The following is a 25,694-nucleotide window of genomic DNA, read 5'->3' as shown; positions in this document are numbered from 1 at the left end:
GCACCCCAGTAACTCATTCGGACGACCGCCGCTGAGCAGATCGAGCGAGCCTTCCCCTCTCGAAGGTTTCAATCATGGTCTTCAACATCTCTTTGGCTCCAGGGCCGTCAGGAGTCGACCAGGTGTAGGGGATCCCTTCCAGCAGCGGAGCGCACTTGTCCTGGCAGGGACTGCGCTCGCTGTAGAGCTCAGAGATCTGACTCCGGTTGAACCCCTTCGACTCCAGCTCCTGGATGATCCTCTCCTCGGAGTGAAGCCCGCCGGGAGTGTTGGCGAAGGCGACGAAGTCATCCTTCGCGCCAGTGGCAGCGGCCCATCCCGGAACCCTCGCAACCGCGACGTTCATCCCGTACTTGTACCTGAGCCCGCTGGCAATCCGGTACTTGTAGGCGACGACGGCCAGTTCCGAACCGGCGTACGGGATCATCTTCCGGCACAGGTCGCTTTCGCCAGCGGCTGCCGTACGGAGCGGCTTGGGCTTTGTACACAGCCTGACCAAGTTGCTGATGTACTTCGCACCGATACCTTCGATAGCCAGTTCGCTTAGGCCGGCGGTGCGCAGGGCCCTCCAGGCGTCTGTGATGCCGATGCCGGTTCGGAAGGCGGCGTCGAGAGACTTGACTCCGTCGGTGATGGCCTTGATGGCGACGTTGCCGAAGACGAGGGTGGTGATGTCGAAGGCTGCCCAGCCGCAGTTGCCCCAGCTTCCGCCGCCTCCGGTGACCTTGTCCCAGCAGCCGGTGAAGTCTTCGGTGAGCGCCTTGATGAATCCCTTGGCGACGGCGCGGTTGAACTCCTGCTGACTGATGGTGTAGGTGACGTCCTGCGTCTGGGGGTCCTTCAGTTCCACGCTCGCGAGGAACAAGGTGTCGGAGGTGGGGCATCCGTACTGTGCATCAGGGATGTTCGGGTTGGTGCACAGGTACAGGTCGACGGACACCGTGGAGGTGATCGTCGCGGTGATGACGCAGTCACCGGTGTGGATGATGACGTTGCAGTTGTCCTTCTTGACGTTTTCCGGGTCGCCGACGGGCTCGACCTTGGTCTTGAAGAAGACGCCGCCGATGCTGCCGGCCCCGGTCGAGATCTGGGTGTTCTTCTCCTTCGTCTCGGTGCGCTGGGCAGCGTCCTGGGTGTCCTTGGATGCCTGGTCGGCGTCCTTGGCGGCCTGTTCGGCTTCGGTGGCGGCGGTGTCGGCGCGTGCGGCTGCGGCCTGGGCGTCCTTAGCGGACTGCGCGGCCTGCCTGGCGGCCTCCTGCGCTGCCGCCGCGTCGAGCGCGGCCTCGTCGGCCGAGGCGCGGGCCTCCTTGGCGTAGCCTTCGGCTCGGCCGGCTGCCTTGTCAGCGGCTGCCGCGTCCTCGGTGGCCTGCCGGTCGTATTCGACTGTGCGGGCCAGGGACTTGGCGGCCTCGGCCGCATACCCGGCGGCCTGTGCTGAGTAGCCGAGGGCCTCCTTCGCATACCCGCGGGCTTCTGCCGCGTACGCTGCCGCGTTGGCGGCGTGGAGGTATGCCTCCTTCATGTCGCCCTGGGCTTGGTTGGCGATGTCCTTGGCCGCCTCGGCCTCGGTTTTGGCGTTGTCGGCGTGGGCCTGGGCGACGGCCTGCTGCTGCTCGGCGATCGTCCGCGATGCCTGTCCCGTCAGCACCACCAGGGAGGCCGTGCTGTCGGTGTCCGCGTACGGGCCACCGAGCTGGACGGCGTCGTTGGCCGGCTTGGCGACCTGCCGGGCGGCAGCCGTGGCGTCGGCTGCTGCTTGCGCGGTGACGTGGGCGTAGCCCGCCGCCTTGGCTGCGGCGGCGAGCGCGGTGAGGGCCTCCTTCATGGCGGCGTCGGCGTTGGCCTTGGCCGACTTCGCCTGGGCTGTGGCCACGCCTGCCTGCTTGACCGCGGCGGCGGCTTCGGTCGCCGCGTGCTGGGCTGCCTCGATGGCGTCCGCGGTGGCGCTGATGGCCGTCTTGACGGCAGCGTCGGCCTTCAGTTTCGCGGCCTGTGCGCCATCCGCGTCGGCACGTGCCCGCTTGGCCGCCGCCTCCGCCCGGGTGGCCGCGGCGTCGGCCTCTGCTGCCGCCTGCGTGGCGGCATCGGCCTCGGAACGGGCCCGCCCGGCTGCTGCTTTTGCGTCGTTCGCCGCGGCAGCGGCTTCATCTGCCGCCTTGCGGGCGGCGTCCGCAGCGTCACCGGCGTCCAGTGACTGTGCGTAGGCTTCCTTGGCGTCGGCCTTAACGCGCGCAGCGTTGGCTTTCTGCTCGGCGTTGTAGGCGTCGCTGCGCAGCTCGACGGCCTTGTCGCGGGCCTTGACCGCGTCGTCGCGCTTGCCCTTGGCGGTCTGCTCGGCGGCTTCGGCCCGGTCCTTGGCGTCTTTCGCTTTGCCGGCCTCGGTCTGGGCGTTCTGCTTGTGCTGGTTGGCTTCGCCCTGCTTGGCGGCGGCGGTCTCCTTCTCCGCCTTGGCCTTCTGCTCCTCGGCTTCCGCCGCGAGCCGCTTGGCGTGCGCATCAGCTGCGGCGGCCTTCGCCTGGCCCTCGGCCTTGACCGCGTCGGCCAGCTTTGCCTTTGCTGTCTCGGCGTCGGTCTTGGCGTTGTCGCGGTGGAGTTTGGCGGCGTCCCGGGCGGCCTTGGCCTGCACCTCGGCCGTCTCGGCAGCCTTCTTACGGAACTCGGCTCGTACTTGCGCTGCCTGGGCAAGAGCGCGCTGGGTGATGGTGTCGCTGTCGGCCGCCGAGGCGCGGGTAGCGGCCTCCGCGGTCTCCCCGGCCTTGACCATGGCCTCCAACGCGGCAACCGTGCCCTGGGTGACCTGGTCCTTTTGCTGCCCGACGATCAGCCCACGGCCCCGCGGAGCTCCGTTCTGGTCAGCGATCGCGTAGGCGGCCTGCTGCGACGTGGTGGAGGCGGCAGCAGCCTTCTTCGCCGTCTCCAGCTGGGCCCGGATCACGCCGAGCTGGTTCTTCGCCTCCGCCTGCGCAGCCGTGACGTTCGCCTTGGCCTTGTCCACACTGGCCTTGGCCGGGGCAGGGCCGGTGTGCCCCTTGGGAGCAACCTTGAACTTCTGCCCGTCTGTCCCGTTGCAGGACAACAGGAAGGCGTCCTGGCTGTTGGTGAACGAGCGCAGGTCCAGGCACTTGCCCGAGTTCGTGTTCTTCAGGCTCGTGGTAGCGCGGACGTCGGCTTCCCACGTCTGGGCCGGAGAGTCGTTGCAGCCCCAGATCTGGATCTTCGTACCGTCCGCGGTGCCGTCTCCGCTGACGTCCAGGCACCGGCCGGAGCCGACGTTCATCACGTGAAGGCCGTGGTCGTCCTGGTAGAGACGCCAGTCCTGTGCGGGGTCGTTGTTGCAGGTCCAGATCTGGACGGGCGTGCCGTTGGTCTTCCCTCCGCCCGCGACGTCCAGGCACTTGCCCCCAGCGGCGACCACCTTGATCACATTGGAGGCATCCCCGATCCAGCCGAGACCGCCCTCGGTGGAGTAGTCCAGCCAGCGGGTGGAGTAGTCCGCCACCCACGACTGACCCAGCAGCCGGCCCAGGGCGAACGTGCCGTCCTGCAACGCCTTCGCGGCCGTGGAGCTGGAAGCGAGGATCTGCTGACGCTGGGTGGCCTGGGAGACGATTTCCTGCTGCCACTCCGCGGCTGCCTGCCCCACCTCCTTGCCCAGCACCCGGTCGGGGTCGATCGGGTCGTGCCACGAGCAGCTGGCGAAGCGGGCCTTCAAGTCCTCGACAGCGATGCGGAATTCAGGGCTGTCCGGCGCCGGCGCCGTGGTGGGGAACCCGCCCGAGGAGAGGAAGATGCGGGCGTCGTCGGCGAACACCCGGGGGACGAACCACTGGTTCTCCTCGACCTTCCCCGAGTTCTTCTTCCACAGCGCCCACGCCTGCTGCTCCTGCGGGGTGCCCCCGGTGGCATACAGCTGGTCACCGATCGCCAGCGCGGCGGCCTTCGACTTGTCGTCGGCGGTCGGCGACGGATCGTAGAACGGGTTCCACACGTCGTCCCCGGCCCCGTACGACTGGTACAGCCACGGCAGCAGCCCCACTTGATCGAAGATCTTGCCGCCGCCTCGCGGCGGGTGCAGGTAATCCAGGCCGCTGACGGCGCCGGACCACGCCTGCTCCTGGTCGCTGACCTTCTCCAGCCACTGGGCGGTGCTGTCGCGGTCCGCGTTGTTCGCCTGGTGCAGGGGCGTCTTGTCGTCCATCAGGTCCCGGCGGACCTTCTGGTGGAGCTGGTCCGGCGGCAGGGTGATCGCATCCTGCGCCAGGGCGTACAGGCTGGGTCCGCTCTTGCGCAGGGCCTGAGCGGCCACGCACTGGTCCTCGCGCAGCTGCTCAGCGGACTTGGTGTCGTAGCCGTCGTAGGAATCCCCGGCCAGACCCAGCTCATCACGGCCAGCGGGCCGCGCAAGGTCGGGCCGCACCGCGAGGCCGACCACCATCGCCACGGCGGTCAGCAGGAGAATGATTCGTGCTGCCAGCCCCGACTTTCCGGGCCTGGGTAAGAGAGGGTTCGGTGATCTGGAGCGCAAAGCAGGTGCCTTTCATCCCGAGGTCGAAGCGACCCAGGGCACACCTCACCCTCACGGGCGACAGCCTTCCCCCGGCCGCTGAACATGCGCGCACGCCGGGCCGGGTCAGGACCCTCCGTGCACGCGGGCAACCGTAGGCACAACCGCGTTAAATAGCACGGGAGTTCGATGATTCCGGCCAGTGTCGCGCCTACTCAGCGCAGCGGTACCACAGCGTGCCGTCGCCCTGCGAGCCCAGGGAATCCTGTGATGTTCCTGTGAAGCAGACGCACGCATTCGATGAGGCGCACGCAGGGCGGATCTGTCCGATTCTCACCAACCCCGCACCGCGGGAAGGCCCTAGGCCGTGTATCGAAAGCGGATCTTGAATTGTGAATGATCACGGTTCATGGGGCGGGGAGATCTGACGGACGAGCAGTGGGCCGTGTTGGAGCCGTTGTTGCCGAGGGGGGCGAGGGCGGGGCGACCGCCCGTCTGGTCCCGGCGGCTGTTGATCGACGGCATCCGGTTTCGGGTACGGACCGGCGTGCCCGTGGCGGGACGTGCCCGTCGACTACGGTCCGTGGGGCTGGATCTACGACCTCTTCCGTCGATGGCAGCGGGACGGCACCTGGCAACGGATCCTGACCCGGCTCCAGTCCCTGGCCGACGCGAAGGGTTTGATCACGTGGGATCTGAGCATCGACTCAACCGTGTGTCGCGCCCATCAGCATGCGGCCGGGGCTCGCAAGCGGGGTGACCTGCAGAAGGAACCACCGGGTGGTGTCTTCACCGAGCCCGGCGATCACGGGTTGGGACGCTCGCGCGGCGGGTTCACCACCAAGCTGCACCTGGCCGTCGAGCAAGGCCAGAAGCCCATGTCGATCGTGATCACGGCAGGGCAGCGCGGGGACTCGCCGCAGTTTGAGCCGGTGCTGGAGAAAGTCCGCATGCCCCGAATGGGACCGGGCCGGCCACGTGTCCGAAGCCGATCTCACCTGCACTCAGAACCATGCCTCCGCTGGCACGGGCCATGTGCTCGCTTCGTCGCGGCGCCAGCCGAAGCGCACCGTCCGTGCCGACCACGAAGGTGAACGGCTCGGCCAGCTCCGCCGCCGATTGCCCAGCAATCCAGCCGCCGAACTCAGCCGCGGAGCTGATCCGGTACCCGCCGTCACCAGGCCGGACCGCAGCCTTCAGCTCGACCGGTCCGACGTATCGGTAACTCCGCCCCCGCGCACACGAGAACCCGGATTACCGGCCCGGGCTCGCGCCGACGCGGGCCAGCACGTTGGCCTTTTTCTGGCTGAATGCGTTGGCCTGCATCGGCCCGCGCGGTCGTCCAGTTGGGAGCACGGTGAGGGCCGCGGCCAGGCGGCTCAGCGCTGGCCGGAACCGAGTGCGCCCTCCGTCACGGGCCTCCCCGCCCGCCAGGAGTCCGGCCACGCGACGTCGTCGATCGCCAGCCACGGCGCGGCGGCGACGGCAGTCGGCGTAAGCCCCGTGAACGCCTTCACGTCGCGGTGCAGATGGGACTGGTCGACGTAACCGCTCTCGGCCGCGACACCGGCGGGAGGGAGACCCGCCGCGAGTAGATGGGCCGCATGGTCGAACCGCACCAGTTGGGCGGCTCGCTTGGGGGTGACGCCGAGCTGCGCCCGGAAACGCGCCCACAGGCGCTTGCGGCTCCAGCCGACCTCGTCCGCCAGGCCGTCGATACGCACCCTGCCACTGCCAGCGACCGTCCGCCTCCAAATGTGGGCGACCTCCGGATCGACCCGCAGGCCGTCCCCGATCCGCCGGCGCACGGCGTCCGCCGCGATCGCGAACCGCTCGTTCCACGACCCGGCTGTACGCAGCCGTTCCTCGATGCGCCCGGCGTCGCGGCCCCAGACGTCTGCCAAGGACTCCACGCTTCCGCTGACCCCGGCCGACGAGCCGAGCACCGTGGCCGCCACACCCGGCTGCAGCCGGATCTGCAGGCACTCGCCCACCAGGCCGGACGCCCGCAGCTCCCCGGGGGCCAGACCGATCACGACACTGCCGTGTCCGTGCCGGCCCTGCGTGTCATAGACCAGGCCGTCATCGTCGCTCAGATCGATGAGTAAGGTGACGGACGGATGCGCGACCATCGCGATGTCGACGGGCGTGGGGATACGCTGGCGGAATCCGGCCATGCTGACACCCAACAGCCGGTGCGAAGGCACCGGTACTGCGATGTCAACGCCCGACCACGCGGGTGGCACGCCCTGGGACGACACGACACCAGTCTAGGCCGGGCCTGTTGGCGGGGTTCTGGCGCGAAGGGCCGCGAAGTCCAGCAGCAGCCGGCCCACCGGCCCGGGCGCTTCCAGCATGGGCATGTGCCCGACGCCCGGCAGCATCTCGACCCGCACGTCCGGCACGACGTCGTACTGGCGCGCCGACGCCGGGTCCCACCTGGGATCGGCACCGCCGAAGACCACGAGCACCGGGAGCCCGAGGGCGGCGAGCCGCTCGGGCACGGACTGCTCGGCGAGGTACGCGGTGTTCTCGCGCAGCACCTTGCGGAACGCGCGGTACGTGGTGCTCCGCAGGTCGGCGACCATGCCGGGCGGGATGGTCGCCGGGCCGGCGAGCGTGGCGCCGATGCCTTTGCGGATCATCGCATCCGAACGCCGCCACCACAGCAGCGGCCCGAAGGGAGGTGCCAGCATGGCGCGGAGGATGGCCGGCTGCGGCAGGAGCTCGTCGAGGCGCGGGCCGGTGCTGATCAGCGCCAGCGAACCCACCAGGTCGGGGCGCTGCTCCACGAGCGCGGTGGCGACGTATCCGCCGCTGGAGTGGCCGGCCACGGTGACGGCGCGCAGCCCGAGTTCGTCGAGCAGCGCCGCCACGCGGCCCGCCTGCGCCGGAACGTCGTAGGACGTGGCGGGCGGGGACTGGCCGCAGCCCGGGAGGTCTATCCGGACGACATGATGATGGGCGGCGAGGGCCGGGACCACCGGCCCCCAAGAGGCGCCCGAGGCTCCAGATCCGTGGATGAGCAGCAGCGGCGACGCGTCCCGCGGTCCGTCGCGGTCCACATGCATCGGCTGCGCGTGCTGTGCGTCGTGGTCGTTCATAGGGCGATGGTGCGGGGGCGACGGCTGCCGGTCTTGTACGAATGTCGCGAACGGCACGCGGTGGCCCCGTACCTTGCCCACCGCGGCGCGCCACACCGGGCCGACTTCACCAACCGGCAAGCAAACGCTGCTGCTTGAAGCGAACGAAGCCAGCACGTCGGCCAACTCCCGCAGGGGCAGCGGGGAACCCGTCCGAGTGACATCGCTTGCACCACGGCTGCTGCACTCTCTAGCTTGCTACCAAGAACCATCTGAACTGCGAAAACTGCGGCATCTGCAAGCCTGGGACACGCAGGACCCCCACAGAACACCCGATCACCGTCACGTCGTCCTGCTGGGCGCGCTCCGCCTTGCGTACGTAGCCCTCACCCAGGTCCTGCTCGGTCAGGAGCCGTGTGTTCAACACGGCGGACGACAGTGGTGCGGCCCCGGTGGTGTCGCTTGCACCGCGGGGTGAGGAGGACGCTGCAGGTGAAGCCCCCGAGGAGCCGGAGCTGTCGTCGGAGCAGCCCGTAAGGGCGAGTGGGGCGAGGGCGGTCAGGACGAGCGCAGTCGTGGAGTGGCGACGCAAACGGAACCCCTTCGATATGCAGAGCGGACGGTCTGACTGGGCCGACACGCGATCCGCTGTCGGCGGGGAGGGGACGTGGGTGGTCAGTGGCCCAGGTGGCGCAGGCCGTCATCCAGCGTGGGGTGGAAGTGGTCCACGGGACCGGAGTTGCGGTTGTACCAGGCCGGGTCCAGGCGCGGCTCGGCGGTGTTGTGGCCGGCGCGGCAGCGCAGCCAGATCGTGTCGTTGCGCATGCTGAAGACGATCCAGTCCCGGTACGCGCCGCACTGCGGGCACTCGCGGACCTCGCCGTCGATGACGAGCGGATGCTCCCAACGCATCATCAGTCCTTCGACCTCCTTGCGAGAGGGCACGCGAAGCTCCGTAGGCGGGAAGTCGGGCACCTCCTCGATGCCTCCGCCGTGGGCGGGAGGCGCGGGCTCGGCGGCCGGGCTGGCGAAGTCGGGCGCCGGCCAGGTCGCGTGCGTCTGCAGCATCGCTTGGCTGGCGCGCTGGGCGTCACGGAACTCGCGGTCCGCGCGGCGTCGAAACATATGTCCCCCTCTTCGTCGTTCATGGGCCACACGGAGAGTGCCCCAGGTCTCTGACCTGCTGCAACTTGCGCATTCGGGAATCATCTCGTCTTCGGGGGACGGGGGTTGTGGCCGGTGGAGGGCCGCTTCGGACGCCCGGTGCGCTGTGGTGTGGCGGTGCCCGGGTCGGGCATGGCGGAGGCGTCGGCGGGCAGGGCGGCCAGGCGCCGCAGCCGCCAGACCAGGACGTCGCTGGCTGACTCGGCCGTGTCGAGTTCGCCGCGGGCTACGGCCTCGGCGAGCAGCGCACCAGGCTCGTGGCCGGCGGCTTCGGCGTCGGCGAGGGTGGCGGCGAGCGCATGCCAGCCTGGCTCGGTGAGTATCTGCTCGGCCAGATGCGGCACCGCCTGGTGCAGGTGGGCCGCCTGGCGGCGCTGGAGCGGCTGGGAGAGGCGGCGGCCACGCTGGCGCAGGACGGCCATCGGGTGCTGGGCGGCGGACTGGTAGGCGGCGCGCAGGTGTTCGGCGGCCTGGCGGGCGGCATCAGCCTGTTGGGCGTGGTTCTTCCGGCCGTGCCAGTGGGCTGCGGCGATGACCAGAAAGGCGACCATGTCGATCACCATGGCGGTGGTGGCGCCGTCCTCGCCGCGCCCCAGAGCGGGGCCGCCGTAGACGAGGTCGCGGGCGGCCTGGCGCAGGGCGCGGTCGTGGCCGCGCTCGGCTTGTACGTGCGAGCGGGAGGCGCGCTCGAAAGTCCTTGCTGCTTCTTGGAGTTGTTTGCGGGTGTGGGCGGCGGAGGTCTTGGCGAGGGCGTCGAGGACCTCTCCGGATGCCGCGATGAGGGCTGCTGCCTGGTGGTCGTTGCCGTGGCCGATGATCAGGAGCGCCTGCCAGGCAGCGGCTGCCGCACGCCGTCGTGCCCCTGCCGGACCGCTCGACGCGGTGGCCCGGTCGTCCGGAACGACGGCGGAACCCTGCTGGGGGGCGGACCAGCGTTCGCGGATGCGGGGCAGCGAGAGGTCGGGGGCGAGGGTGGAGCCCGCGAAGTAGACCGGCTCGTCGTCCTCGTTGCGGTCGTCGACGAGCGCGACCTTGTAGCCGAGCAGGTCACCGGAGGGCGCTTGGCGCTTGCGGATGAGCAGACCGGCGGCGGCGAGCCGGTCAAAGAACTCCTCCTCGCTGGCGGCGCCCGCCACCGCCCGGCGGACGGTCTCGCGCAGTTCCTCGCGGGCGGTCTGCTCCCGGCCCTGGCGCTCCGCTTTGTGGCGCTCCGCGCTGGTGGGCCGCTTGGCGGCGGTGCCGTCGCCCGCGTTGACTAGCGTCAGGCCCAGCTCCTTCTCGATGAGACGGCATTCGGCCTGAGCGCGCATGCCGGAGCGGAAGTCATCGGGGCGGCTTCCGTCCTCGCACACGAGGGTGGCGACGATGTGGATGTGGTCGTCCGCGTGCCGTACGGCGGCCCAGCGGCAGCCGGGTTCCCCGTCGCCGGGGTCGATGCCGGTGGCGGCAACAACCCGGCGGGCGATGTCAGCCCACTCGTCGTCGGACAGGATGCGGTCGCCGGGATCGGCACGCACCGAGGTATGCCACACGTGCTTGGCGGGCCGGGCGTGCGCGGGCAGAGCTTCGACGGGCTGGTCGAGCAGGAGGGCCAGGTCCTTAAGGGCGGCATCGAAGTCGGCAGTGCGGCCGGGGTCGGGTGCCATCCCGTCGAAGGACGCGACGAGGTGCGGGTCGACATGTTCCTCGGCACGCCCGGGGCCGTACAGGTAGTTGAGCAGGCCGATGGTCTTGTCCCCGGAATCGTTGACGCTGGGGATCATGCTGCCGGGGTCTGCTGGCGGGCGATGAGCTGGGATACGGCCTCCTGGACGCGGTCGGCCGCCGCGCGGACAGCGGCGATGGCGTCGTCAAGCTGCGGCGCGTCGGCGCCGGAGTTGAGTGCCTTGACGGCCTGGTTGAGGTTGCTGCCTGCCCAGCCGAGACGGCGGCGGGAGTCGAACAGTACGGTGATCACTTCGCGGTCGTCGGCAATCTCGGCGGCGGTGCGGTCACGGTCGCGGGCGGCGCGCAGGGCGGAGCGGGCGAGGAAGCCGGCGACGGACAGGTTCGACTGGGCGGCGGCGGACTTGATTAGGGCGAACTCTTCATCGTTGAAGCGCGCATTGGGCTGGTGCAGACGCTTCTTCTCGCGCGGCTGGCGCGGGCGCTGACGGGCGCGCGGTGCGGCAGATGAGCGGCGCGGGCGGCGGTTCGCTTCGTTTCTCCCCCCAGGCTTCGGTCCGCCCTCGGTCGAAGCCTGTCGGACCTGTGCCCCCTGGTGCAGGTCCGCTCCCGCCCCCTTGGGGGCGGGGTCGGCGGAAGCTACGCTTCCGCCCCAACTTGCTCCCCGCGAGAGGGAGTTGGTTGCCACCTCGTCGCGGGTGTGAGGCTGGGGGGCGTTCGGGTTCGTCATCGGATGCGGTTCCTCGTGGTGCGGGTGCGGTGCTGGATCTGCGCGGCGAGTTCGACCATGGCGGCGGCGCCGTCCAGCACACGGACGCTGCCCTCGGGCGCGTGCTGCACGAGCCACTGCCCGTTCGGGCCCAGGACGGCGGCGTGCAGAAGGCGGTGGCGGACCAGGACCTCGGCCCAGGCGCCGGCTTCGGCTGCGGTCGGGATCGTCGTACGGGAGTGGCGGGAGCGGATGGCGGGGCCTCCAGGGTCGGGGCGGCGGTCCGGCGTCGGGCCGGACCACCGCTTCACAGGGACGGCGTAGGGCGTTTGACCTGCGGTTATCGTCTGGTCATCCGCAGATCAAGCAGGCTGCGAAGTGCCGGCCGAGGGCCTTGGCCATGCAGGACTTCACGGCCAGGGCGTTGGTCGCGCTCGTCTTCGCCGCCTTTGCGTCCGCGCTGCGCTGCGAGTGGTTGCGCAGGTAGGTGATGTCCTGCTCGTAGCCGCTCTTGATTCGCGCGAAGCGGTCGCAGGTCCTCATCGCGATCTCCTGGTGTCTCGGGGCAGGTGGGCGAGTGCGGGGTCCGCGTACAGCTGATCCTGGAGGACACGGAAGTGCCTGTTGCTGACGCTGATGTTGGCGTTGCGCAGGTGAGGTCGGATGGCCCGGCGGGTCATCCGGCCTTCTTCGAGGGCGGCTTTGCGCGCGACCTCGACCTTGACTTCCCACGGGACCTCGTCCTGGTCCGCAGGCTTGGTCCGCGGGTCCGACGCCGAGGCTTCATGGTCCGTGGTCCGGGCACCGTGCGGTCCGCCCCCGGAACCGTCCTCGTCCTGGTCCGCCGAGGGGGCAACGTCCTGGTCCGCTCCGCGGTCCGCATGGTCCAGTGCGGGGTTGGTCCGCCGGTCCGCGGGGGTGGAGTCGGCGGGTTGGTCCGTGGTCCGCGTGGCGTGGTCCGCAGCATGTGTGTGCTCGCGGTCCGGCATCCGGTCAGCCGGGGTTCCTTTGTCCGTGCCCGCCGGACCGGGTCCTTCGGCCGGACCGTGTGCGTGGTCCACCCGATCGTGGTCCGTCGGACCATGCGGTCCAGGACCGGTCTGACCTGCTGCGTTGCTGGTCCGGCCGTCGCTGCGCGCTGTTTTCGGGCCAGCGCTGGTCCGCTGGTCCGCAGTGGGCGCACCGGGTTGCATGACCTGGTCCGCGTGGTCCGGTGCGGGGCTGGTCCGCTGGTCCGCGGGGGTGGAGTCGGCGGGTTGGTCCGTGGTCCGCGTGGCGTGGTCCGCGGCCTGTGTTTGCTCGCGGTCCGGTATCTGGCCCGCCAGGCTGCCCTGATCCGCCCCTACTGGACCAGACCCGTCCGGCGGACCAGTGTGGGTTGCTTGTCCGTCACTGTGGTCCACCCCGGCGTGGTAGGCGCGCTGATGCCCGGCGGACCCCGTCGCCTCCATCCGGACCGCCGGGTGGTCCGCGGGGGTCTCGGCCGGGCCCTGGTCGGCCGGGTGGTAGCGAGTGATGAGGATGTACAGGTGCACCGCGCCGGCGAGCGCGAGTGGGGCGAGAGTGGAGAGCACGGCGACGACCGTGTCGCCCAGTTGTAGACCGGTGCGGACGGTCTGCTGGTTGAGGCGGACTGCGTGCAGGGCGTTGGCCCAGATGCTTGCTGCGGTGGCGGTACCGAAGAGGACCCAGACGTAGAGCCGGGCACGCAGCGGAGCCTCGGAGAGGACCAGCAGGGCCCGCACCCCGTAGGCGATGAAACCGTCGATGACGAGCGGGAAGAGGTAGGTGAGGAATCCGCGGATGTGGATGGCGACGGCCATCTGCTGCAAGGCGTCGTAACTGAGGGCGCATCCGGCCAGTCCGAGGACCACGATGGCCAGGCGGTCCCAGATACCGACGGGCGCGACGGCGGGGTGTGCAGCGGTGCGGGGGGTCATGCGGCCTTTCCGAGCGAGGAGATCAGGGCGTGGGACTGCACCTCGCGACCGTGCGTCGCCATGTGCTGCTCATCCGGATCGTTGGGGTGGGGCTCGCGGAGCTTGCCGTCGTGTTCCTCCACGAGGCCCCAGTACAGGTCGCGGGTCTCGATGGCGCGGGCAGCTTCGCGCATCAGGTCGCGGGTCCAGTCGAGGTCGGCGTTCATCCGGTGGGCTACGCGCTCCGGGCTCCAGCCGCGCAGGCACAGCTGGTGGATGACGGTGCTGCGCTCTGCCGTGTTCAGCGGCACGTCGCGGCCCTGGAGGGTGGCGCGGACGCGGTCGTAGTCCAGGCGCTCACTGCGCTTCTTCAGCCACTGCTGGCGTTCCTTGTCGGTCAGGCCGCCCCAGATGCCGAAGATGACCTGGTGGTCGATCGCGTAGTTGAAGCAGTCCTTCCTCACCGGGCAGGTGGCGCACATCCGCTTCGCCTCGGCGATGGACCGGCGGTCGCGGACGGTGTGGAAGAACAGCTTGTCGGCGCGGGCCGGGGCCATGCCGTGGCAGGCGCCCCGGGCGTGCCAGCTGTGGTCGCCGGTTCCCCGCAGGTCCGGTGCGGGGGAGTCGTTGGTGGTCTTGTAGCGCAAGGGGAGTCTCCGAGGTCGCCTCGCAGGAAGGCGGGCAGGCAGCACCGTGGTGCGGCGGTGTGCGGCGAGGCGGGACAGGGCGCGGCAGACGGGGCCGCACGTGTGATCGGTGGCGCAGGAGCAGGTCAGGGGCGCTGGAAACGGCGGTCGGGCCCGGTGAACTCGACGGCGGTACACATGCCGGACAGGCGGGAGAGCACGCGGTCGCCGACCTTGTCGCGCAGCACTGCCTGGCGCGCGGGCATCCCCTCGGTGCGCACGGGCGGCATGTTGCTGGTGAAGATCGTCGGCAGCCGGTGCTGGCAGCGCCAGTTGACCAGCCGGAAGGTGATCTCCTCGGTCCACTCACTCGGCTTGGCCGCACCGAGGTCGTCGAGCAGCAGCACCGGGATCCGCATGATCCGCCGCAGCAGATACTCGGAGTCCACCCCGGCGCGCGGACGCAGATCGGCGTACAGGTCGGCGGCCGTGGTGGCGTGCCAGAGCACGCCGCACCCGGCGGCGGTCAGCGCGCGGATCGCACCGAACGCCTCGTGTGTCTTGCCGGCGCCGGTGGCGCCCCACAGCAGCAGGCTGGGCCCGTGGGTGATCTCCCTGCGTCCGGCGGTGCCGTAGTGCGGGTTGACGCCCTCGGCGTTCGGAGCCACGGCGCTGGCGGCGATGGCGCTCACCCACGCGGCGACGTCCGGGTGCTCGGGCAGCGCTGCGCGGTAGTCGACCGGGATGCGGGCCTGCGCGGCCTCCAGGGCCGGGATCGGCTCCGGAGTGTCCGTCAGGGGACGCTCCAGGCCGAGGTCCAGGCCGCGCTCGGCGAGCTTTGCCTCCAGGCGCTCACGCAGCCGCTCGGAGATCGCGGGCTGCGGGTCGGCGTAGCGGGCGCGGGTCACAGGCGGCCTCCAAACGTCGTCGGCTCGGCGGTGGGGTTGAGGTACGGCGTGTAGGAGCTGCCGGTGCTGGCCCAGGGCCCCGCGCCGGAGGCGGACGACAGCGCGGCAGCCGACTGCGGCGCGGCGTTGACGACCTCGTTCACCAGGCTCGGCAGCACGCTGGGATTGAGCCCCTTGGCCCGCAGCTTGTCGAGCGCGGCGCGGATGTCGGCGGCCTCGAACCGCTCCTCGAGCAGGACGTTGACCTTCCGGCCCAGATGCCCGAGGAAGTCCTCCGGAGGGCGGCGGTTGCAGCCTCGGACGTACTCGGCCACCAGCTGCTTGGCCGAGACCTTCACCGAGGGGGCGTCGGGTGCGGGCGCCTCGCGCCCCGTAAGGAAAGATCCAGGATCCAAGATCCTAGATCCAGACGCCGAGGGTTCGTCGAAGCTTCGGCGAGGAGTCGACGAACCTTCGCCGAATTCCTTTTGACCTGCGGAAACGTCAGGTTGCCGGGTGCGGGGACTGGCTGTGCCGTGCACTTCGGAAAGGGCGGGATCCGCCGCAGGCGCCGGGGGCCCGGACAGGGCCGCCGAGGCTGCGGGAGCCATGTCCGCTACCTGAGCGAGGGTTCCACGAGCCTTCGACGAATCTTCGGCGAGGGTTCCACGAGGTGTCGCCGCAGCACCCCGGGGGGCGGGCTGCGTGACGTTGGGGCACTGGGCGGCACCGCATCCACCGCACTTGTGGCCCGCCTGGTGCTGAATACAGCGCGGCACGCGGGAGGCAGACGGACGGTCGATTTTCTGATGCCGCTCCCAGGTGGTGATGTGCAGCCAGCCTCGCCCATCACACCCGGTGTACCGGCAGATCAGCCCGGAGGCGGCCAGTTCTTCCAGGTCTTGCGCGACATGCGTGGCGGTGTGCTCAGGGCGCAAGGCCCACAGGCGCCCGGCGATGATGGCCGGGTGGTCACGGTGCCGGCCGGAGTCATCGGCCTGCGTCAGCAACCCGATGAAGGTCAACATCGCGGTGACCGAGCACTCGGCCAGCGACTCCGACTCGAACATCTCAGGCTTGACCGTACGGATACGAGCCATCAGGCCCCACCTCCTGCGCGAAGCCCGAGCGGACCCCGCTGGACCGGTGTCCGGTCGACGGCGGACGGGGGGCAGACTGCCGCGCCGGTCGGGCTGACCGACCTTTTGCGCAGGGCAGCGCGCATGCAACACTCTCCTCTGAAGTGAGCGCCGCTCCGGGGTGTGTTTGGGAATGGGCCCGGTGCGGTGATGGTGGGTAAATCTCCGGCCCTCGCACGGGCAGGAGTTCCATTGGGCGGTCGGCGCTTGAGAGTTCGCACCTCTCGGGCGCCGTCGCTGTTTTTCGGGCTACCCGGCCCGGCTGGTTCGTGTAAGGCCCACGCTGTTCCTCCTCGTCTCTGCCGCCGGGCAGGGTGCCCGGCGGGGGACGACGAACATATGCGGACCCTTCGACAAGATCCAGACTTAGCTAAAGGCTGCGGTACAAGTTGCAGCGGGAGGCGGGACGAGTTGCTTCGCCTGTCCCTGGGGCATGGTGGACCGGTGGGATGCGGTTGCTAGCTCGTGCACGGCGACTCCGTGGAAGACGGGCCGGATGTGTGTTTGGCCTGTCCCGCCTCGACGGGGCAGCCGCGTACAGGGACCGGCATGGCGAAATAGCGCAGAGCTGCCGCCCTGACGCAATCAGTCAAACGAAACTATCCTCGTTTGATCTACGGATCAAGTGGCTAGAGTGACCTAGATACATTCGCCGGACCTGGAAGGACGTGTTGGATGCCGGCCCGTCGGTTCGAGGCCCAGCGGCTGCTGATCGCTCGCCGGGAGGAGGGCCTCAAGCAGAGCGACGTCGCTCAGGCAGTGGGCGTCAGTTCTGCGCGCGTGAGCGCCTGGGAAACCGGGCGGTCGGTGCCTGACCCGGAGAAGTTGCCACGGCTCGCCGAGGCCGTAGGGCGGGACCTGGACGTGCTGTTCCCACGCGCGGGGCGCCCCGATCTCAAAGATCTGCGCGCTGATGCCGGCTACTCCCAGGCCGCGACTCGCGAACTTACGAAGACGAGCACGGCCGGGCCGGTGGCTGCCGCGGAGAACGCGCAACGCCGGCTGGCGAAGGAGTACGAACAGCGCCTGGCCGACGGGTACGGGGTCAGCGTAGAGGCGCTGCGGCGGGCGCAAGAGCGTTCCTTCGGCCATGACGTCCCGGAGCCGGGCGAGCCGGAACCCGCAGACGCCGTCCAAGTCGGCAGTACGACGCTGCCCACCACGCTCGAAGGGAAGATCGCGTATCTCCTGGAGCAGCTGCCGGATCCGTTGTCGGACGTCGAGGTCGCCGCTCGGGGGAACAGCAGGGCCGGGGCGCATGTGCTGACGGCGGACCTGGTGCGAGGGCTCAGGACGGGCGCCGTGCTGAACGCCTCCGACGACGTTCTCGGCGCCCTCGCGGAAGCCCTGGAGACCACGCCCCTCATCTTCAGATCCGGCGATGCCGGTGTTCAGCGCGTCATCGCGGAGACGCTGGTGCTTAGGAACCAGGTTGCTGCGATCGCTGCTCGCGGCGGCGAGGAGGAAGGTCTCTCTGCTGAGTTGCTGGCGTTCATCAATCAAGAGGTGGCCAAGGCCAGGGCGGAAGGTGCCGCCCAACGCGAACACCCCGCCTCCGGATAGACCGTTGTGCAGGCAGCGTCTGGCGGCCCGGCCTGCACTTGGTGGCGCGGCCGGGCCCACTGGTCACAGGCGCACGGGGACGTAGGCAGTCCGGTTCTCGGCGTGGGCCCTGAGCACCTGCTGCCACACGTCAGCCAGGTGCGGAGGGATCAGACCGTCTTCCATGCCGTCGGGCGGACAGAACCGGTACTCGCTCAGCTCGCTCTGCTGCAAGGTGATCGCCGCTTGGTCGCTGGGGCTGAGGGTGCCGCCGTCGAAGATGTAGAGCACCTGTGCTCCCCTGCCGGGAACGGTGATCCAGGCATGGACGAGCAGAGGGCCGATGGCCGGAGCAATGCCGAGTTCTTCACGGATCTCGCGGACGGCCGCCTCGTAGGGGGTCTCGCCCTGGTCGACGTCGATGCCGCCTCCGGGCAGGTTCCAGTAGTCCTTGTATGTCGGGTTGACGATGAGGACCTCGCCGTCAGGGTTGAAGAACACGGCGGCGGCTGATGCGGTCAGAGCGTTCATGGTCATCACTTTGCGGTGTGGGGGTCGTGGGCAGGAGCCAGCGCATCCAGAATCGCGCGGGTATGGGGGCTGGCCTGGCGATACGCGCGGGAGACGCGCAAGAGCAAGGGCACTTCCGAGGCGAAGTCATCGCCGGCGGTGTAGAAGGCGGCGGGTGCACCGGCAGGTTCGTCCGCGAAGGCAAGTGCGGCCTTGAGCCAGTACGCCTCAGCAACGGCGGCGCCATCCTCAGCGACACGGCCCTCGGCTTCGGCAAGCCGACGCGCTCGCTGGAGCAGATCGGACGGCGCCCTGCGACGCAGCTCGTGTGTGGCGTCGCGGATCTCGGTGACGTAGCGGCCGAGGCGAATCTGCGGGGTGGCGTCATGAGAGAAGATGTCGCGCACCATGTTGATGACGCCGGCGGCGCGGCGACCGCTCAGGAGCCCGCTCGGCTGGTGCAGTGCGACGCCGCCAAGGGCCAGGACCAGATCGCGCCACAGGGCATGAAGACCGGCGAGGGCCTTGAGAGCGCGGACTCGGGTGGCGAGAGCATGGGTGGCGGGTGTGATGGAGCCGAGCAGCCACAGCAGAGACGCCGCATACAGCACGGTGTCGGTGACACGCTCCTGCGTGGTGCCAGCCGAGGCGGCGGCTGGGTGAAGGGTGATCACCCCGAGGTACGCCGTGCGCAGCACGGCGTACAAGACCATCAGAGCCATGCCTGTGGCCATCATCGTCAGCCCGGCCCGCAGACTCCATCGGCGAGCGAGCCGGGCAGCCCGGCCCCACTGGTAGGCGCAAACGGCAGCCGCCGCGGCTGTGTAGGAGTTGAACAGCCCCAGGTACAGGGCCAGGCCCGGCTCGCCGGCATGGCGGCCCATGAAGTACGGGCTGTCGAAGGCGGTCTTCGAGCGGTCCAAGGCGAGGAAGAACACAGCGATCAAGCACACAACGGTAGCCAGCGAACCGCGAGCTGCCGTGCGATGAACCACGGAGGTGATTTTGATGTGGCGGGCCGTGGCGTCGTCGTCCCGGTAGACATCCGTGACATAGGTCAGTAGCACGCAGATCCCGACAATGGCCAGGGCGTGCTTGAGGAGAGTGGGCAAGTCGTTCATGCCCAGGGGGCCGACTACGGCGCGACCGGTGTCGGTGCGCAGCCACCAGGCGGCGGCGAACGCGGCGAAGGCACCCCACAAGGAACGCTCGCGGCGCTGGCCACGCAGCGCGCTCGGCAGACGGACAGCGGCTTGCAGCAGCAGAAGCCCGATGATCAGGCAGACGAACGCATCAGAGACGGGCACGGTTCTTCCGGGGGGTACGAGTGCGGGGGATGAAGTGCAGACGGGAAAGGTCCTCGTCGAGGTGCCGGAGCACGGGATCCTCGATGTAGTCGGTGCCGTACGCCTCGTGGTGCAGCAGATCGGCCACCATCTCGGCGCGCCTCTCGACCGGGGTGTCGTAGCGGTGCCGGGCCATGACGCGGCCTCGCTTGCCAAGACGGTGCAGGACGTTGGGCGGAAGATCCGGGAGGAGCCTGGCGAGGTGCTCGAAGCTGACCTCGCTCACGTCGTCGCACCACAGATGAGCAAGCTCGTGGAGGATGATCCTTTCGCGGTGAAACGCCGTGGTGCCCTCCACGTAGAGGATCAAATCGATTGGAACGTCGGCCAGTTGGACCCACAGGCCGCACACGTCGGTGTGAGCCAGCAGATAGTCAGGGATGGCCACCAGCTTGATGCGCCGGCCGCGCTCGGCCTCGATGCCGGCGATCAGACCGTCCAGTGTGAACGGCCGCGGCACCGGCATCTGCGCCACGACTTCCTGGCACTGCTGGCGGAGCGTACGCAGGCTGACCGCCCTCTTGCCTGACCCCGCCTGCCCCCCGGCGGTCGGAGTCGTGCCCCGGCCGCCACGCAGCCTCGTCCACCCCATCGCGCGCCACCATCTCCTTGCCCCCATCACGCTGCCCGCAGTCCTGCCCGGCGCGGGCCGGTATTCCCAAAAAGAGGTCAGTGCCCCATCGCCACACCACCGTCCACCGGCAGGACGGCGCCGGTGATGTAAGCGGCATCCTCGCTCGCCAGGAAACGCACGGCTGCGGCGACTTCATCGGGTCGTCCGATGCGACCCAGCGGCACCTGGCCGAGGAGCGCGTTTTGCTGGTCCTCGCTCAGAGCTGCTGCCATGTCGGTGAGGGTCAGACCCGGGGCGACCACGTTCACCGTGATGTTCCGCGAACCGAGTTCGCGGGCCAGAGACCGGGCGAATCCGATCAGGCCGGCCTTGGACGCGGCGTAGTTGGCCTGCCCTGCCTCGCCGCGCAGGGCGACCGCGGAGGAAATGAGGATGACGCGACCCTTCCGAGCCCGCAGCATGGCGCGGTTCGCCCGCTTCACGGTGCGGAACGTGCCGGTGAGGTTGGTCTCCACCACCGAGACGAAGTCTTCCTCGGACATGCGCATCAGCAGCTGGTCGCGGTTCACCCCGGCGTTGGCGACAAGGACTTCGACCGGCCCGTGTTCGGCCTCGACCGTCTTATAGGCAAGTTCCACCTGCTCGCCGTCGGTGATGTCGCACTGCACGGGCAGGCACCCGAGATCGACAAGATCTGTAGGCGGCTCGCCGGTGCGGTAGGTGAAAGCCACCCGGTCGCCGCCTTCGGCGAAGGAGCGGGCTATGGCGTGGCCGATCCCGCGGTTGCCGCCAGTGACCAGGACCGAACGTGACATGGGTGCCTCTCAGAGTTTGCTGCGGGCCCCACCAGATCCGGGGCGCCGTGTCTGGTGGGGACTCTAAAGCCGCAGGCAGACACGCTGAGGCACGCGGATTGCGCGATCGGAACTGTCAGTTCCGCTTACCATTCCGTAGGAAGTGACAGTTCCCATTGCATGTACATGAAGACATAGAGTGCGCCCCGCTGACCTGGCGATATGACGTGGTGTATCGATTCCGCTACCACCACAAATCCGCTGCCCGTCGGCTAGGAATGTGTCTCACGACTCAGGGGGGTCAAATACGTGACTCTTACCGATTCGTCCGATTCTGGGGCGCAAACCATCACGCGCATCCTGAGGAACGCCCGAGCCCGCCGCGACCCTCGCGATATCCCTGGTGCCGAAGCACTGCTTGGACGACGCGTACGCCCCGGCCTTACTCAGCTCGACGTTGCCCGTCTCGTCAACGCGAGCAGCCGCTGGTACCGGGCGTTGGAGAACGGTGAGCAACGGAATTACAGCGACGCCTTCCTGGGGGCTGTGCGACGCATCCTGAACCTGAATGACACCGAGTGGGATCTGGTCTACAGACTCTCCCGCCACCGCACCATGCCTCCACCGGACCAGCAGCCTCCCCGTGTTCGGAGTGCCAGGATGCCGGCCGCCATCCGGACCCTCTTGGAGCAGATGCCCTTCCCGGCGTACATCTGCGACTACCGGTGGGACGTGCTCGGATACAACGCTCGAATGGCTGCCGACTTTCCCTGGCTTCTGCACGGCCTCAACGTCATGCTGTGGGCCCTCACCTACCCGGAAGCGCGCAACCAGCTCATCGACTGGGAACGCGGCTGGGCTGCGCCCATGATGGCGCAGCTACGCGTCCACGCTGAACAATGGCGTCACGATGCCGGGATGCGAGCAGTCCTCGACACGGTGCTGGCGGACCCGGATGCACGCAGACTCTGGAACTCTTCGGACCTGCCAGCCCTTTCTCACCCCGACAGCGCCGTTCCGCGACGCTTGTACCTGCCTCGCCAGGGCGAGAAGGAGTTCAGTGTCGTGCTCGTCACCATGACCCCGGACGCAATGCCCGCATGCCGCTTGATGGTCCTCATTCCGGTGTGACTGACATCCAGCGCCAGCCTTCCTGGCCCGACCATGTGGCGAGCTCGCGAGCGTCGGCGTCCCGTTCAACCTGTCGCCGATCGCCGGGTACGACGTGCAGCTGCTGGTCGATGATGCTCATCAGCGGGCGCTGCCCGTGAACCTGTGAGTGCTGGCTCCGCCGGACTCGCAGTCGTGGGCGCAGACCCAACACGGCATCACGGCCGAGTAGCTGGTCCTCTCGCGAGGTATGAATCCGATGATCAGCCGCGAGGAGTCTCCAGCATTGTGGTCACGACCCGTTACGGGGACGGGCCTGTCTAGGTCTGGCCGAAGGCTTCGGCGGTCGCGATGCCGGTCCTGGATGTTCCGGACATCCACATCGCGCCGCAGCAGCGGGAGAAGGACGGCCCGTTGCTGCGGCGATTTGGTGCATGGTTAAGGACGGTCGTGCGGTGAGGCTGCGGGTAGGAAGCGGGCAGGTGGGTGGTCGATGCGGAGGTCGGGCCTCCAGGCGGTCAAACACTGGGCGGTGCAGTCGAAGATCCTGTTGGGCAGAGCGGTCAACGGCCACCAGCGCCAGGCCCCGATGGCCGGCTCGCGGTCGTGGGGTTCGCCGCGCCAGCGGTTGACCAGCACCGGGACGGTGACCCGTAGGACGCTGTCCACGTGGTCCAGGAGGGTGCCCAGCATGCAGGCGTCGTCGGTATCGGCACGGAGTCCGGTCTCTTCGGCCAGCTCGCGTACGGCGGCTTCAGCGAGGTCCTCGCCGGGTTCGACGGAGCCGCCGGGTGCCTCCCAGGTTCCCCGGGCATGGCGGCCCAGCAAAATGCCGTGCGGGCCGTGGACGAGGACTCCGACACCGACGGCGGCGTGAGCGATAGGCGGTCTCGTGCTGCGGGCCCGCGAGGTGGGGATGAGCGGCCGATGCGCCTGGAAGAGGCGGTAGGAGACTGGGCTGTCTGGCTGACCGGAGTTCAGCACGGTGATCGAGTCGACGATCAGCCCGTTCTGAACCAGCAGGTCCTCCCACAGCGAAGATTCGAGCACCCACATGTGGACCGCCCGCTCCTCGCCGCTGCCGGGCAGACGAAGGGCTTCCGGGCGAGCGGCAACACGGGAGGAGGGCCCGACCCCGGCTGAGGTGGTGTGCAGGGCGGTGAAGACGAGCCGGCCGCCGGGTGCGAGGGCGTCGGCGAGGACGGGCAGCAGCCGGTCGGGATCGAGGTAGGGCAGCCCGTTGATGGAGTAGATCACCTCGTACGGGTCGGCATCGGCCAGGTGCCGGACCGCGTCGGCCAGTACGAACTGGATGCCAGGCAGAGCGCCGTATCGCTCGGTGGCGCGCTCGTGCTGGCTGGGGGAGGCGTCCACGGCGTCGACCAATGCTCCGTGCTGAGCGAGGTAGGCGGCATGCAGGCCGAGCCCGGAGCCCAGGTCCAGGAGCCGCCGGCCACGGAGGCTCCCGAGGATCTCGACACCGGGGCCCGTTCCGGCGTTGCCCCAGTGCCACTGGGCGAGGTCGGGGATGTCGGGACGGTGCTGGAGCTGGTGGCAGCCGTAGACGTGCCAGGTGGCGGCGTTGGCTTGTTCAGCGCCAAGAGCGGTGAGGCGAGCGATCACGGGGAGTCTCCAGCGGGCTTTTCGGCGGTCAGAGGGGTGGCTTGGGCGGGGACGGTGTGCTGGTAGGCGCTGGACTGCAACAGGTAGGCGTCGCGGAAAGCTCCGGTGCCGGCGACGGGGTCCATGAGCTGGTCGAAGGTGCCCTGTTCGACGATGCGTCCGCGGTCCAGGACCACGATGATGTCGGCGTGCCGGACGCTGTGGAGGCGGTGGGTGACCAGCACCACGGTCTGGCCTTGGCGGGCCAGGGCGCGGATCTGGTCGAAGGTCTTCTGCTCGGCCTTGGGGTCGAGGGCGCTGGTGGGCTCGTCCGCCACGAGGACCTGGCCCTGGCGGAAATATGTGCGAGCAAACCCGAGCCTCTGCCACTGCCCGCCGGAGATCTGCTGGCCGCCCTTATAGCCGCGCGACAGCAGTGTGCTGAGTCCGTTGGGCAGCTCGGTGATCACATCGTCGGCGCCCGCGAACCGGGCCGCCTCCATCAGTTCGTCGTCCTGGAACGGGTCGGCTGGGCGGCCGATGCCGATGTTGACCCGGGCGGTGAAGGGCCAGCGGTAGAAATCCTGGGCGAGGGTGGCGACCCGATTGTAGATCTGGGCCCGGCTGGCGGTGACGGAGTCCACCTGGTCCCACCAGATTCGGCCCGCGTCCGGCGCGTACAGACCGCACAGCAGCTTGACCAGGGTGGTCTTGCCCGAGCCGTTGCTGCCCACCAGCGCGATCGTCGTCCCTGCGGGCAGCACCAGGTCGATGTCGCTGAGGGCGGGGGCGTCCTTGCCGGGGTAGGTGAAGGAGACCCTCTCGAACCGGATCGTCGCGTGATCCGGCAGGTCGACGCCGTCGGTGGGGATCGCGCGCCGCTCCGCTTCGGTGCACAGCCGCTCGTAGTCGCCGACGAAAAGGCTCTCCTGGTGCATGTCGGAGATCTCCAGGACGCACCGGCGCAGGGATGCGGATCCGGAGCGGATGGCCAGGACCGCGGTACCGCCGACAGACAGGGCCATCGCCCCGGTCCACAGCAGCAGTCCGAGCACCCCGAACGTTGCCGCCGTCGCGGCACCGGTCGCGGTGGCGGCGAACAGTCCGGTGCGCGCGTCCTGGCGGGCGAGCCGGTCCTGCTCGCGCTCGGTGGTGTCGGCCATGCCTCGGAAGTGCCGCAGCAGCCACGGGCCGATGCCGTGCAGGCGAAGCTCGGCGGCGGCGCTCTGCTCGATCATCAGGCGGGTCAGGAGCTGGGCGGCACGCGCGTGCTGCACGAATTTATGGAAGGAGATGTAGCGGCGTCGTGCTTTGGCCATCGCGCCCCAGGCGCTGGGCACGGTCATCAAGAGCAGCAGGGGGAGCAGCAGGGGGTGCAGCACGGTCAGTACGCCGGCCGCCGCGATCAGCGAGATGAGACTGTTGACCACGTTGGTGGTGTACTTCACCATCCGGCGGGCCGAGTCCGCGCCCCAGGATGCTGAGTCCAGGAGCCGGTGGAACTCGTCGTCCTCGATCGCCTTGAGTTCGACCCCGGAGACCAGTGTCAGGTACCTCTCGGTGGCGACGCGTTGGACGCGTGGCTCCAGGGCGCCGGTTGCGGCGGTGGACGCGGCGGTGCACAGTGCGCCGACCATCCCTGTCACCGCGACCGCAAGGAGCGCGGGCAGGGCATCAGTGATCCGCGCCGGGACGGTGCCTGGGGCGAGGAGGTGGGCGAGCACCATATTGACCGCCACCAGGGAGATGGCCTGCGCGACCCCTGAGAAGACCTCGGCCGCCGCGACGGTGCGCAGGGCGCTGCGGTCCGCCAGGGCCGCCAGGCGCACGGACGTTGCCACGAGCCGGGGCAGATTCCGCGCCATCGACCACAGGGACAGCCCCAGCCACGCGCCGTGGTGCGCGTTCCAGCCCATGTCGTACTCCAACTGCCCGCCGAACAGCAGCTCTTCGGAGGGTGAGACCTCCTCAGCTTCGGCTTCGTCGGACAGTGACTCGTCCTTCTTCATGCCGTCCCCCGCTCGCGGGTGGCCGGTACACGCAGGCACGTCTGGAGGGTGCCGGTGACGAACAGGTCCAGGAGGGCGGCCGTGGCCGGGTGGCAGTCGGCGGGCGGCTCGCCCGGCTCCGCCCAGACCAGCTCCACCTCCCCCTGGCTACCCGCGTTGCGCGGCTCGCCCCTCCAGCGCTGCGCGGTGAACAGCAACACCAGATACCGCTCGCCGTCGCCGACTTGGAGGTGCGCGGTGCCGCAGTACTCCACGTCGGAGGCATCGACCTGGACGCCAACGGCCGCGTCGACCGCTCGGCGGGCGCTGTCGTCCGCCCACTCGCTGCCTGTCAACGCGCCGCCGACCAGGACGAGTCGCCGGTCGGCTGCGGGTTCGGTCCGGCGCAGGAGCAGGACCCGGCCGTCCGGCCGGTGCAGGACCGTGGCGGTGTCCACCGCCGGGCGGAAGCGGTCGCGTTTCCCGTTCAAGTCGGGGACGGCGCCCCTGGCGGGGGGATGCGGCTGATGGA

General features: G+C 69.4%; 21 protein-coding genes and 4 pseudogenes. 4 read left to right on the top strand and 21 right to left on the bottom strand.

Features of this window, described 5'->3' with window-relative positions; genetic code table 11:
* Nucleotides 1-13: 13 nt before the first annotated feature.
* Entirely contained in the window at nucleotides 14-4,435 is a 4,422-nt protein-coding gene (locus ACJA3G_RS02620) for an RICIN domain-containing protein (RefSeq protein ID WP_406551213.1), read from the bottom strand.
* A 478-nt stretch (nucleotides 4,436-4,913) separates the two neighbouring features.
* Here ACJA3G_RS02620 and ACJA3G_RS02615 point away from each other — a divergent pair.
* Together ACJA3G_RS02615 and ACJA3G_RS02610 are read left to right on the top strand one after the other, a co-directional pair.
* Nucleotides 4,914-4,997: pseudogene (locus tag ACJA3G_RS02615) on the top strand (transposase); the annotation flags it as partial.
* A 70-nt stretch (nucleotides 4,998-5,067) separates the two neighbouring features.
* Nucleotides 5,068-5,415: pseudogene (locus tag ACJA3G_RS02610) on the top strand (IS5/IS1182 family transposase); the annotation flags it as partial.
* A 58-nt stretch (nucleotides 5,416-5,473) separates the two neighbouring features.
* Here ACJA3G_RS02610 and ACJA3G_RS02605 read toward each other — a convergent pair.
* The 12 genes and pseudogenes from ACJA3G_RS02605 to ACJA3G_RS02550 form a co-directional block, all read right to left on the bottom strand.
* A pseudogene (locus ACJA3G_RS02605) lies at nucleotides 5,474-5,704 on the bottom strand (hypothetical protein); the annotation flags it as partial.
* A 179-nt stretch (nucleotides 5,705-5,883) separates the two neighbouring features.
* On the bottom strand, nucleotides 5,884-6,681 hold the full coding sequence (locus tag ACJA3G_RS02600) for a helix-turn-helix domain-containing protein (RefSeq protein ID WP_406551202.1): 798 nt from the start codon (nucleotides 6,679-6,681) through the stop codon (nucleotides 5,884-5,886).
* A gap of 93 nt (nucleotides 6,682-6,774) precedes the next feature.
* A complete protein-coding gene (locus ACJA3G_RS02595; RefSeq protein ID WP_406551201.1) occupies nucleotides 6,775-7,608 on the bottom strand; it encodes an alpha/beta fold hydrolase in 834 nt (277 codons plus the stop codon).
* Between the two features lie 654 nt (nucleotides 7,609-8,262).
* A complete protein-coding gene (locus ACJA3G_RS02590; RefSeq protein WP_406551200.1) occupies nucleotides 8,263-8,712 on the bottom strand; it encodes a hypothetical protein in 450 nt (149 codons plus the stop codon).
* Nucleotides 8,713-8,792: 80 nt separating this feature from the next.
* Nucleotides 8,793-10,514, bottom strand: a complete 1,722-nt coding sequence (locus ACJA3G_RS02585) for a mobilization protein (protein WP_406551199.1) — start codon at nucleotides 10,512-10,514, stop codon at nucleotides 8,793-8,795.
* On the bottom strand, nucleotides 10,511-11,146 hold the full coding sequence (locus tag ACJA3G_RS02580; RefSeq protein ID WP_406551198.1) for a plasmid mobilization protein: 636 nt from the start codon (nucleotides 11,144-11,146) through the stop codon (nucleotides 10,511-10,513). The genes ACJA3G_RS02585 and ACJA3G_RS02580 overlap by 4 nt, the downstream gene beginning before the upstream one ends.
* The gene (locus tag ACJA3G_RS02575) at nucleotides 11,143-11,436 is read right to left on the bottom strand and encodes a hypothetical protein (protein WP_406551197.1); all 294 of its coding nucleotides are present in this window, start codon (nucleotides 11,434-11,436) and stop codon (nucleotides 11,143-11,145) included. The genes ACJA3G_RS02580 and ACJA3G_RS02575 overlap by 4 nt, the downstream gene beginning before the upstream one ends.
* 40 nt (nucleotides 11,437-11,476) lie before the next feature.
* On the bottom strand, nucleotides 11,477-11,668 hold the full coding sequence (locus ACJA3G_RS02570) for a hypothetical protein (RefSeq protein ID WP_406551196.1): 192 nt from the start codon (nucleotides 11,666-11,668) through the stop codon (nucleotides 11,477-11,479).
* Nucleotides 11,669-12,633: 965 nt separating this feature from the next.
* Nucleotides 12,634-13,065 (bottom strand): annotated as a pseudogene (locus ACJA3G_RS02565) (DUF2637 domain-containing protein); the annotation flags it as partial.
* Complete coding sequence (locus ACJA3G_RS02560; RefSeq protein ID WP_406551195.1) at nucleotides 13,062-13,691, bottom strand: WhiB family transcriptional regulator; 630 nt, start codon at nucleotides 13,689-13,691, stop codon at nucleotides 13,062-13,064. The pseudogene ACJA3G_RS02565 and the gene ACJA3G_RS02560, both read right to left, overlap by 4 nt.
* Before the next feature lie 125 nt (nucleotides 13,692-13,816).
* Nucleotides 13,817-14,578, bottom strand: coding sequence for an ATP-binding protein (locus ACJA3G_RS02555; RefSeq protein WP_406551194.1), 762 nt, complete (start codon nucleotides 14,576-14,578; stop codon nucleotides 13,817-13,819).
* Entirely contained in the window at nucleotides 14,575-15,657 is a 1,083-nt protein-coding gene (locus tag ACJA3G_RS02550) for a hypothetical protein (protein WP_406551193.1), read from the bottom strand. Before ACJA3G_RS02550 ends, ACJA3G_RS02555 begins: the two co-directional genes overlap by 4 nt.
* A 714-nt stretch (nucleotides 15,658-16,371) precedes the next feature.
* On the opposite strand from ACJA3G_RS02550, the gene ACJA3G_RS02545 reads away from it, so the two are divergent.
* Nucleotides 16,372-17,259, top strand: a complete 888-nt coding sequence (locus ACJA3G_RS02545; protein WP_406551192.1) for a helix-turn-helix transcriptional regulator — start codon at nucleotides 16,372-16,374, stop codon at nucleotides 17,257-17,259.
* A gap of 63 nt (nucleotides 17,260-17,322) precedes the next feature.
* On the opposite strand, the gene ACJA3G_RS02540 is transcribed toward ACJA3G_RS02545, so the two are convergent.
* The 4 genes from ACJA3G_RS02540 to fabG all read right to left on the bottom strand — a co-directional run bounded on the left by ACJA3G_RS02540 (nucleotide 17,323) and on the right by fabG (nucleotide 20,483).
* A complete protein-coding gene (locus ACJA3G_RS02540) occupies nucleotides 17,323-17,769 on the bottom strand; it encodes an NUDIX domain-containing protein (protein ID WP_406551191.1) in 447 nt (148 codons plus the stop codon).
* Between the two features lie 5 nt (nucleotides 17,770-17,774).
* A complete protein-coding gene (locus ACJA3G_RS02535; protein WP_406551190.1) occupies nucleotides 17,775-19,055 on the bottom strand; it encodes an MAB_1171c family putative transporter in 1,281 nt (426 codons plus the stop codon).
* Nucleotides 19,042-19,569, bottom strand: coding sequence for a hypothetical protein (locus ACJA3G_RS02530; RefSeq protein ID WP_406551189.1), 528 nt, complete (start codon nucleotides 19,567-19,569; stop codon nucleotides 19,042-19,044). The genes ACJA3G_RS02535 and ACJA3G_RS02530 overlap by 14 nt, the downstream gene beginning before the upstream one ends.
* Nucleotides 19,570-19,763: 194 nt before the next feature.
* On the bottom strand, nucleotides 19,764-20,483 hold the full coding sequence (gene fabG, locus ACJA3G_RS02525) for a 3-oxoacyl-ACP reductase FabG (protein WP_406551188.1): 720 nt from the start codon (nucleotides 20,481-20,483) through the stop codon (nucleotides 19,764-19,766).
* A 288-nt stretch (nucleotides 20,484-20,771) separates the two neighbouring features.
* Here fabG and ACJA3G_RS02520 point away from each other — a divergent pair, with 288 nt between their 5' ends.
* Nucleotides 20,772-21,593 carry an XRE family transcriptional regulator gene (locus ACJA3G_RS02520; RefSeq protein WP_406551187.1) on the top strand — a complete coding sequence of 274 codons (822 nt, stop codon included), beginning with the start codon at nucleotides 20,772-20,774 and terminating at the stop codon, nucleotides 21,591-21,593.
* Here the strand turns inward: ACJA3G_RS02520 and ACJA3G_RS02515 are convergent.
* The 4 genes from ACJA3G_RS02515 to ACJA3G_RS02500 form a co-directional block, all read right to left on the bottom strand.
* Nucleotides 21,580-21,714, bottom strand: a complete 135-nt coding sequence (locus ACJA3G_RS02515; RefSeq protein WP_358830772.1) for a hypothetical protein — start codon at nucleotides 21,712-21,714, stop codon at nucleotides 21,580-21,582. The two genes, ACJA3G_RS02520 and ACJA3G_RS02515, sit on opposite strands and share 14 nt — an antisense overlap.
* 296 nt (nucleotides 21,715-22,010) lie before the next feature.
* Entirely contained in the window at nucleotides 22,011-23,195 is a 1,185-nt protein-coding gene (locus ACJA3G_RS02510) for a bifunctional class I SAM-dependent methyltransferase/NUDIX hydrolase (RefSeq protein ID WP_358830773.1), read from the bottom strand.
* Nucleotides 23,192-25,183, bottom strand: coding sequence for an ABC transporter ATP-binding protein (locus ACJA3G_RS02505; RefSeq protein ID WP_406551186.1), 1,992 nt, complete (start codon nucleotides 25,181-25,183; stop codon nucleotides 23,192-23,194). Before ACJA3G_RS02505 ends, ACJA3G_RS02510 begins: the two co-directional genes overlap by 4 nt.
* A partial coding sequence (locus ACJA3G_RS02500) for an NUDIX domain-containing protein (protein WP_406551185.1) occupies nucleotides 25,180-25,694 on the bottom strand: 515 nt, incomplete at its 5' end. The genes ACJA3G_RS02505 and ACJA3G_RS02500, both read right to left, overlap by 4 nt.

It is taken from the genome of Streptomyces sp. YS-3 (assembly GCF_045257485.1).
Lineage (GTDB): Bacteria > Actinomycetota > Actinomycetes > Streptomycetales > Streptomycetaceae > Streptomyces.
This window is presented reverse-complemented; position numbering and strand designations above follow the sequence as displayed.

Coding starts and splice junctions, on each gene's coding strand:
- ACJA3G_RS02620 (WP_406551213.1), bottom strand. CDS start 4,435: ATGGTGGTCGGCCTCGCGGTGCGGCCCGACCTTGCGCGGCCCGCTGGC.
- ACJA3G_RS02600 (WP_406551202.1), bottom strand. CDS start 6,681: ATGGCCGGATTCCGCCAGCGTATCCCCACGCCCGTCGACATCGCGATG.
- ACJA3G_RS02595 (WP_406551201.1), bottom strand. CDS start 7,608: ATGAACGACCACGACGCACAGCACGCGCAGCCGATGCATGTGGACCGC.
- ACJA3G_RS02590 (WP_406551200.1), bottom strand. CDS start 8,712: ATGTTTCGACGCCGCGCGGACCGCGAGTTCCGTGACGCCCAGCGCGCC.
- ACJA3G_RS02585 (WP_406551199.1), bottom strand. CDS start 10,514: ATGATCCCCAGCGTCAACGATTCCGGGGACAAGACCATCGGCCTGCTC.
- ACJA3G_RS02580 (WP_406551198.1), bottom strand. CDS start 11,146: ATGACGAACCCGAACGCCCCCCAGCCTCACACCCGCGACGAGGTGGCA.
- ACJA3G_RS02570 (WP_406551196.1), bottom strand. CDS start 11,668: ATGAGGACCTGCGACCGCTTCGCGCGAATCAAGAGCGGCTACGAGCAG.
- ACJA3G_RS02550 (WP_406551193.1), bottom strand. CDS start 15,657: ATGGCTCGTATCCGTACGGTCAAGCCTGAGATGTTCGAGTCGGAGTCG.
- ACJA3G_RS02545 (WP_406551192.1), top strand. CDS start 16,372: ATGCCGGCCCGTCGGTTCGAGGCCCAGCGGCTGCTGATCGCTCGCCGG.
- ACJA3G_RS02540 (WP_406551191.1), bottom strand. CDS start 17,769: ATGAACGCTCTGACCGCATCAGCCGCCGCCGTGTTCTTCAACCCTGAC.
- fabG (WP_406551188.1), bottom strand. CDS start 20,483: ATGTCACGTTCGGTCCTGGTCACTGGCGGCAACCGCGGGATCGGCCAC.
- ACJA3G_RS02515 (WP_358830772.1), bottom strand. CDS start 21,714: ATGAGCATCATCGACCAGCAGCTGCACGTCGTACCCGGCGATCGGCGA.
- ACJA3G_RS02505 (WP_406551186.1), bottom strand. CDS start 25,183: ATGAAGAAGGACGAGTCACTGTCCGACGAAGCCGAAGCTGAGGAGGTC.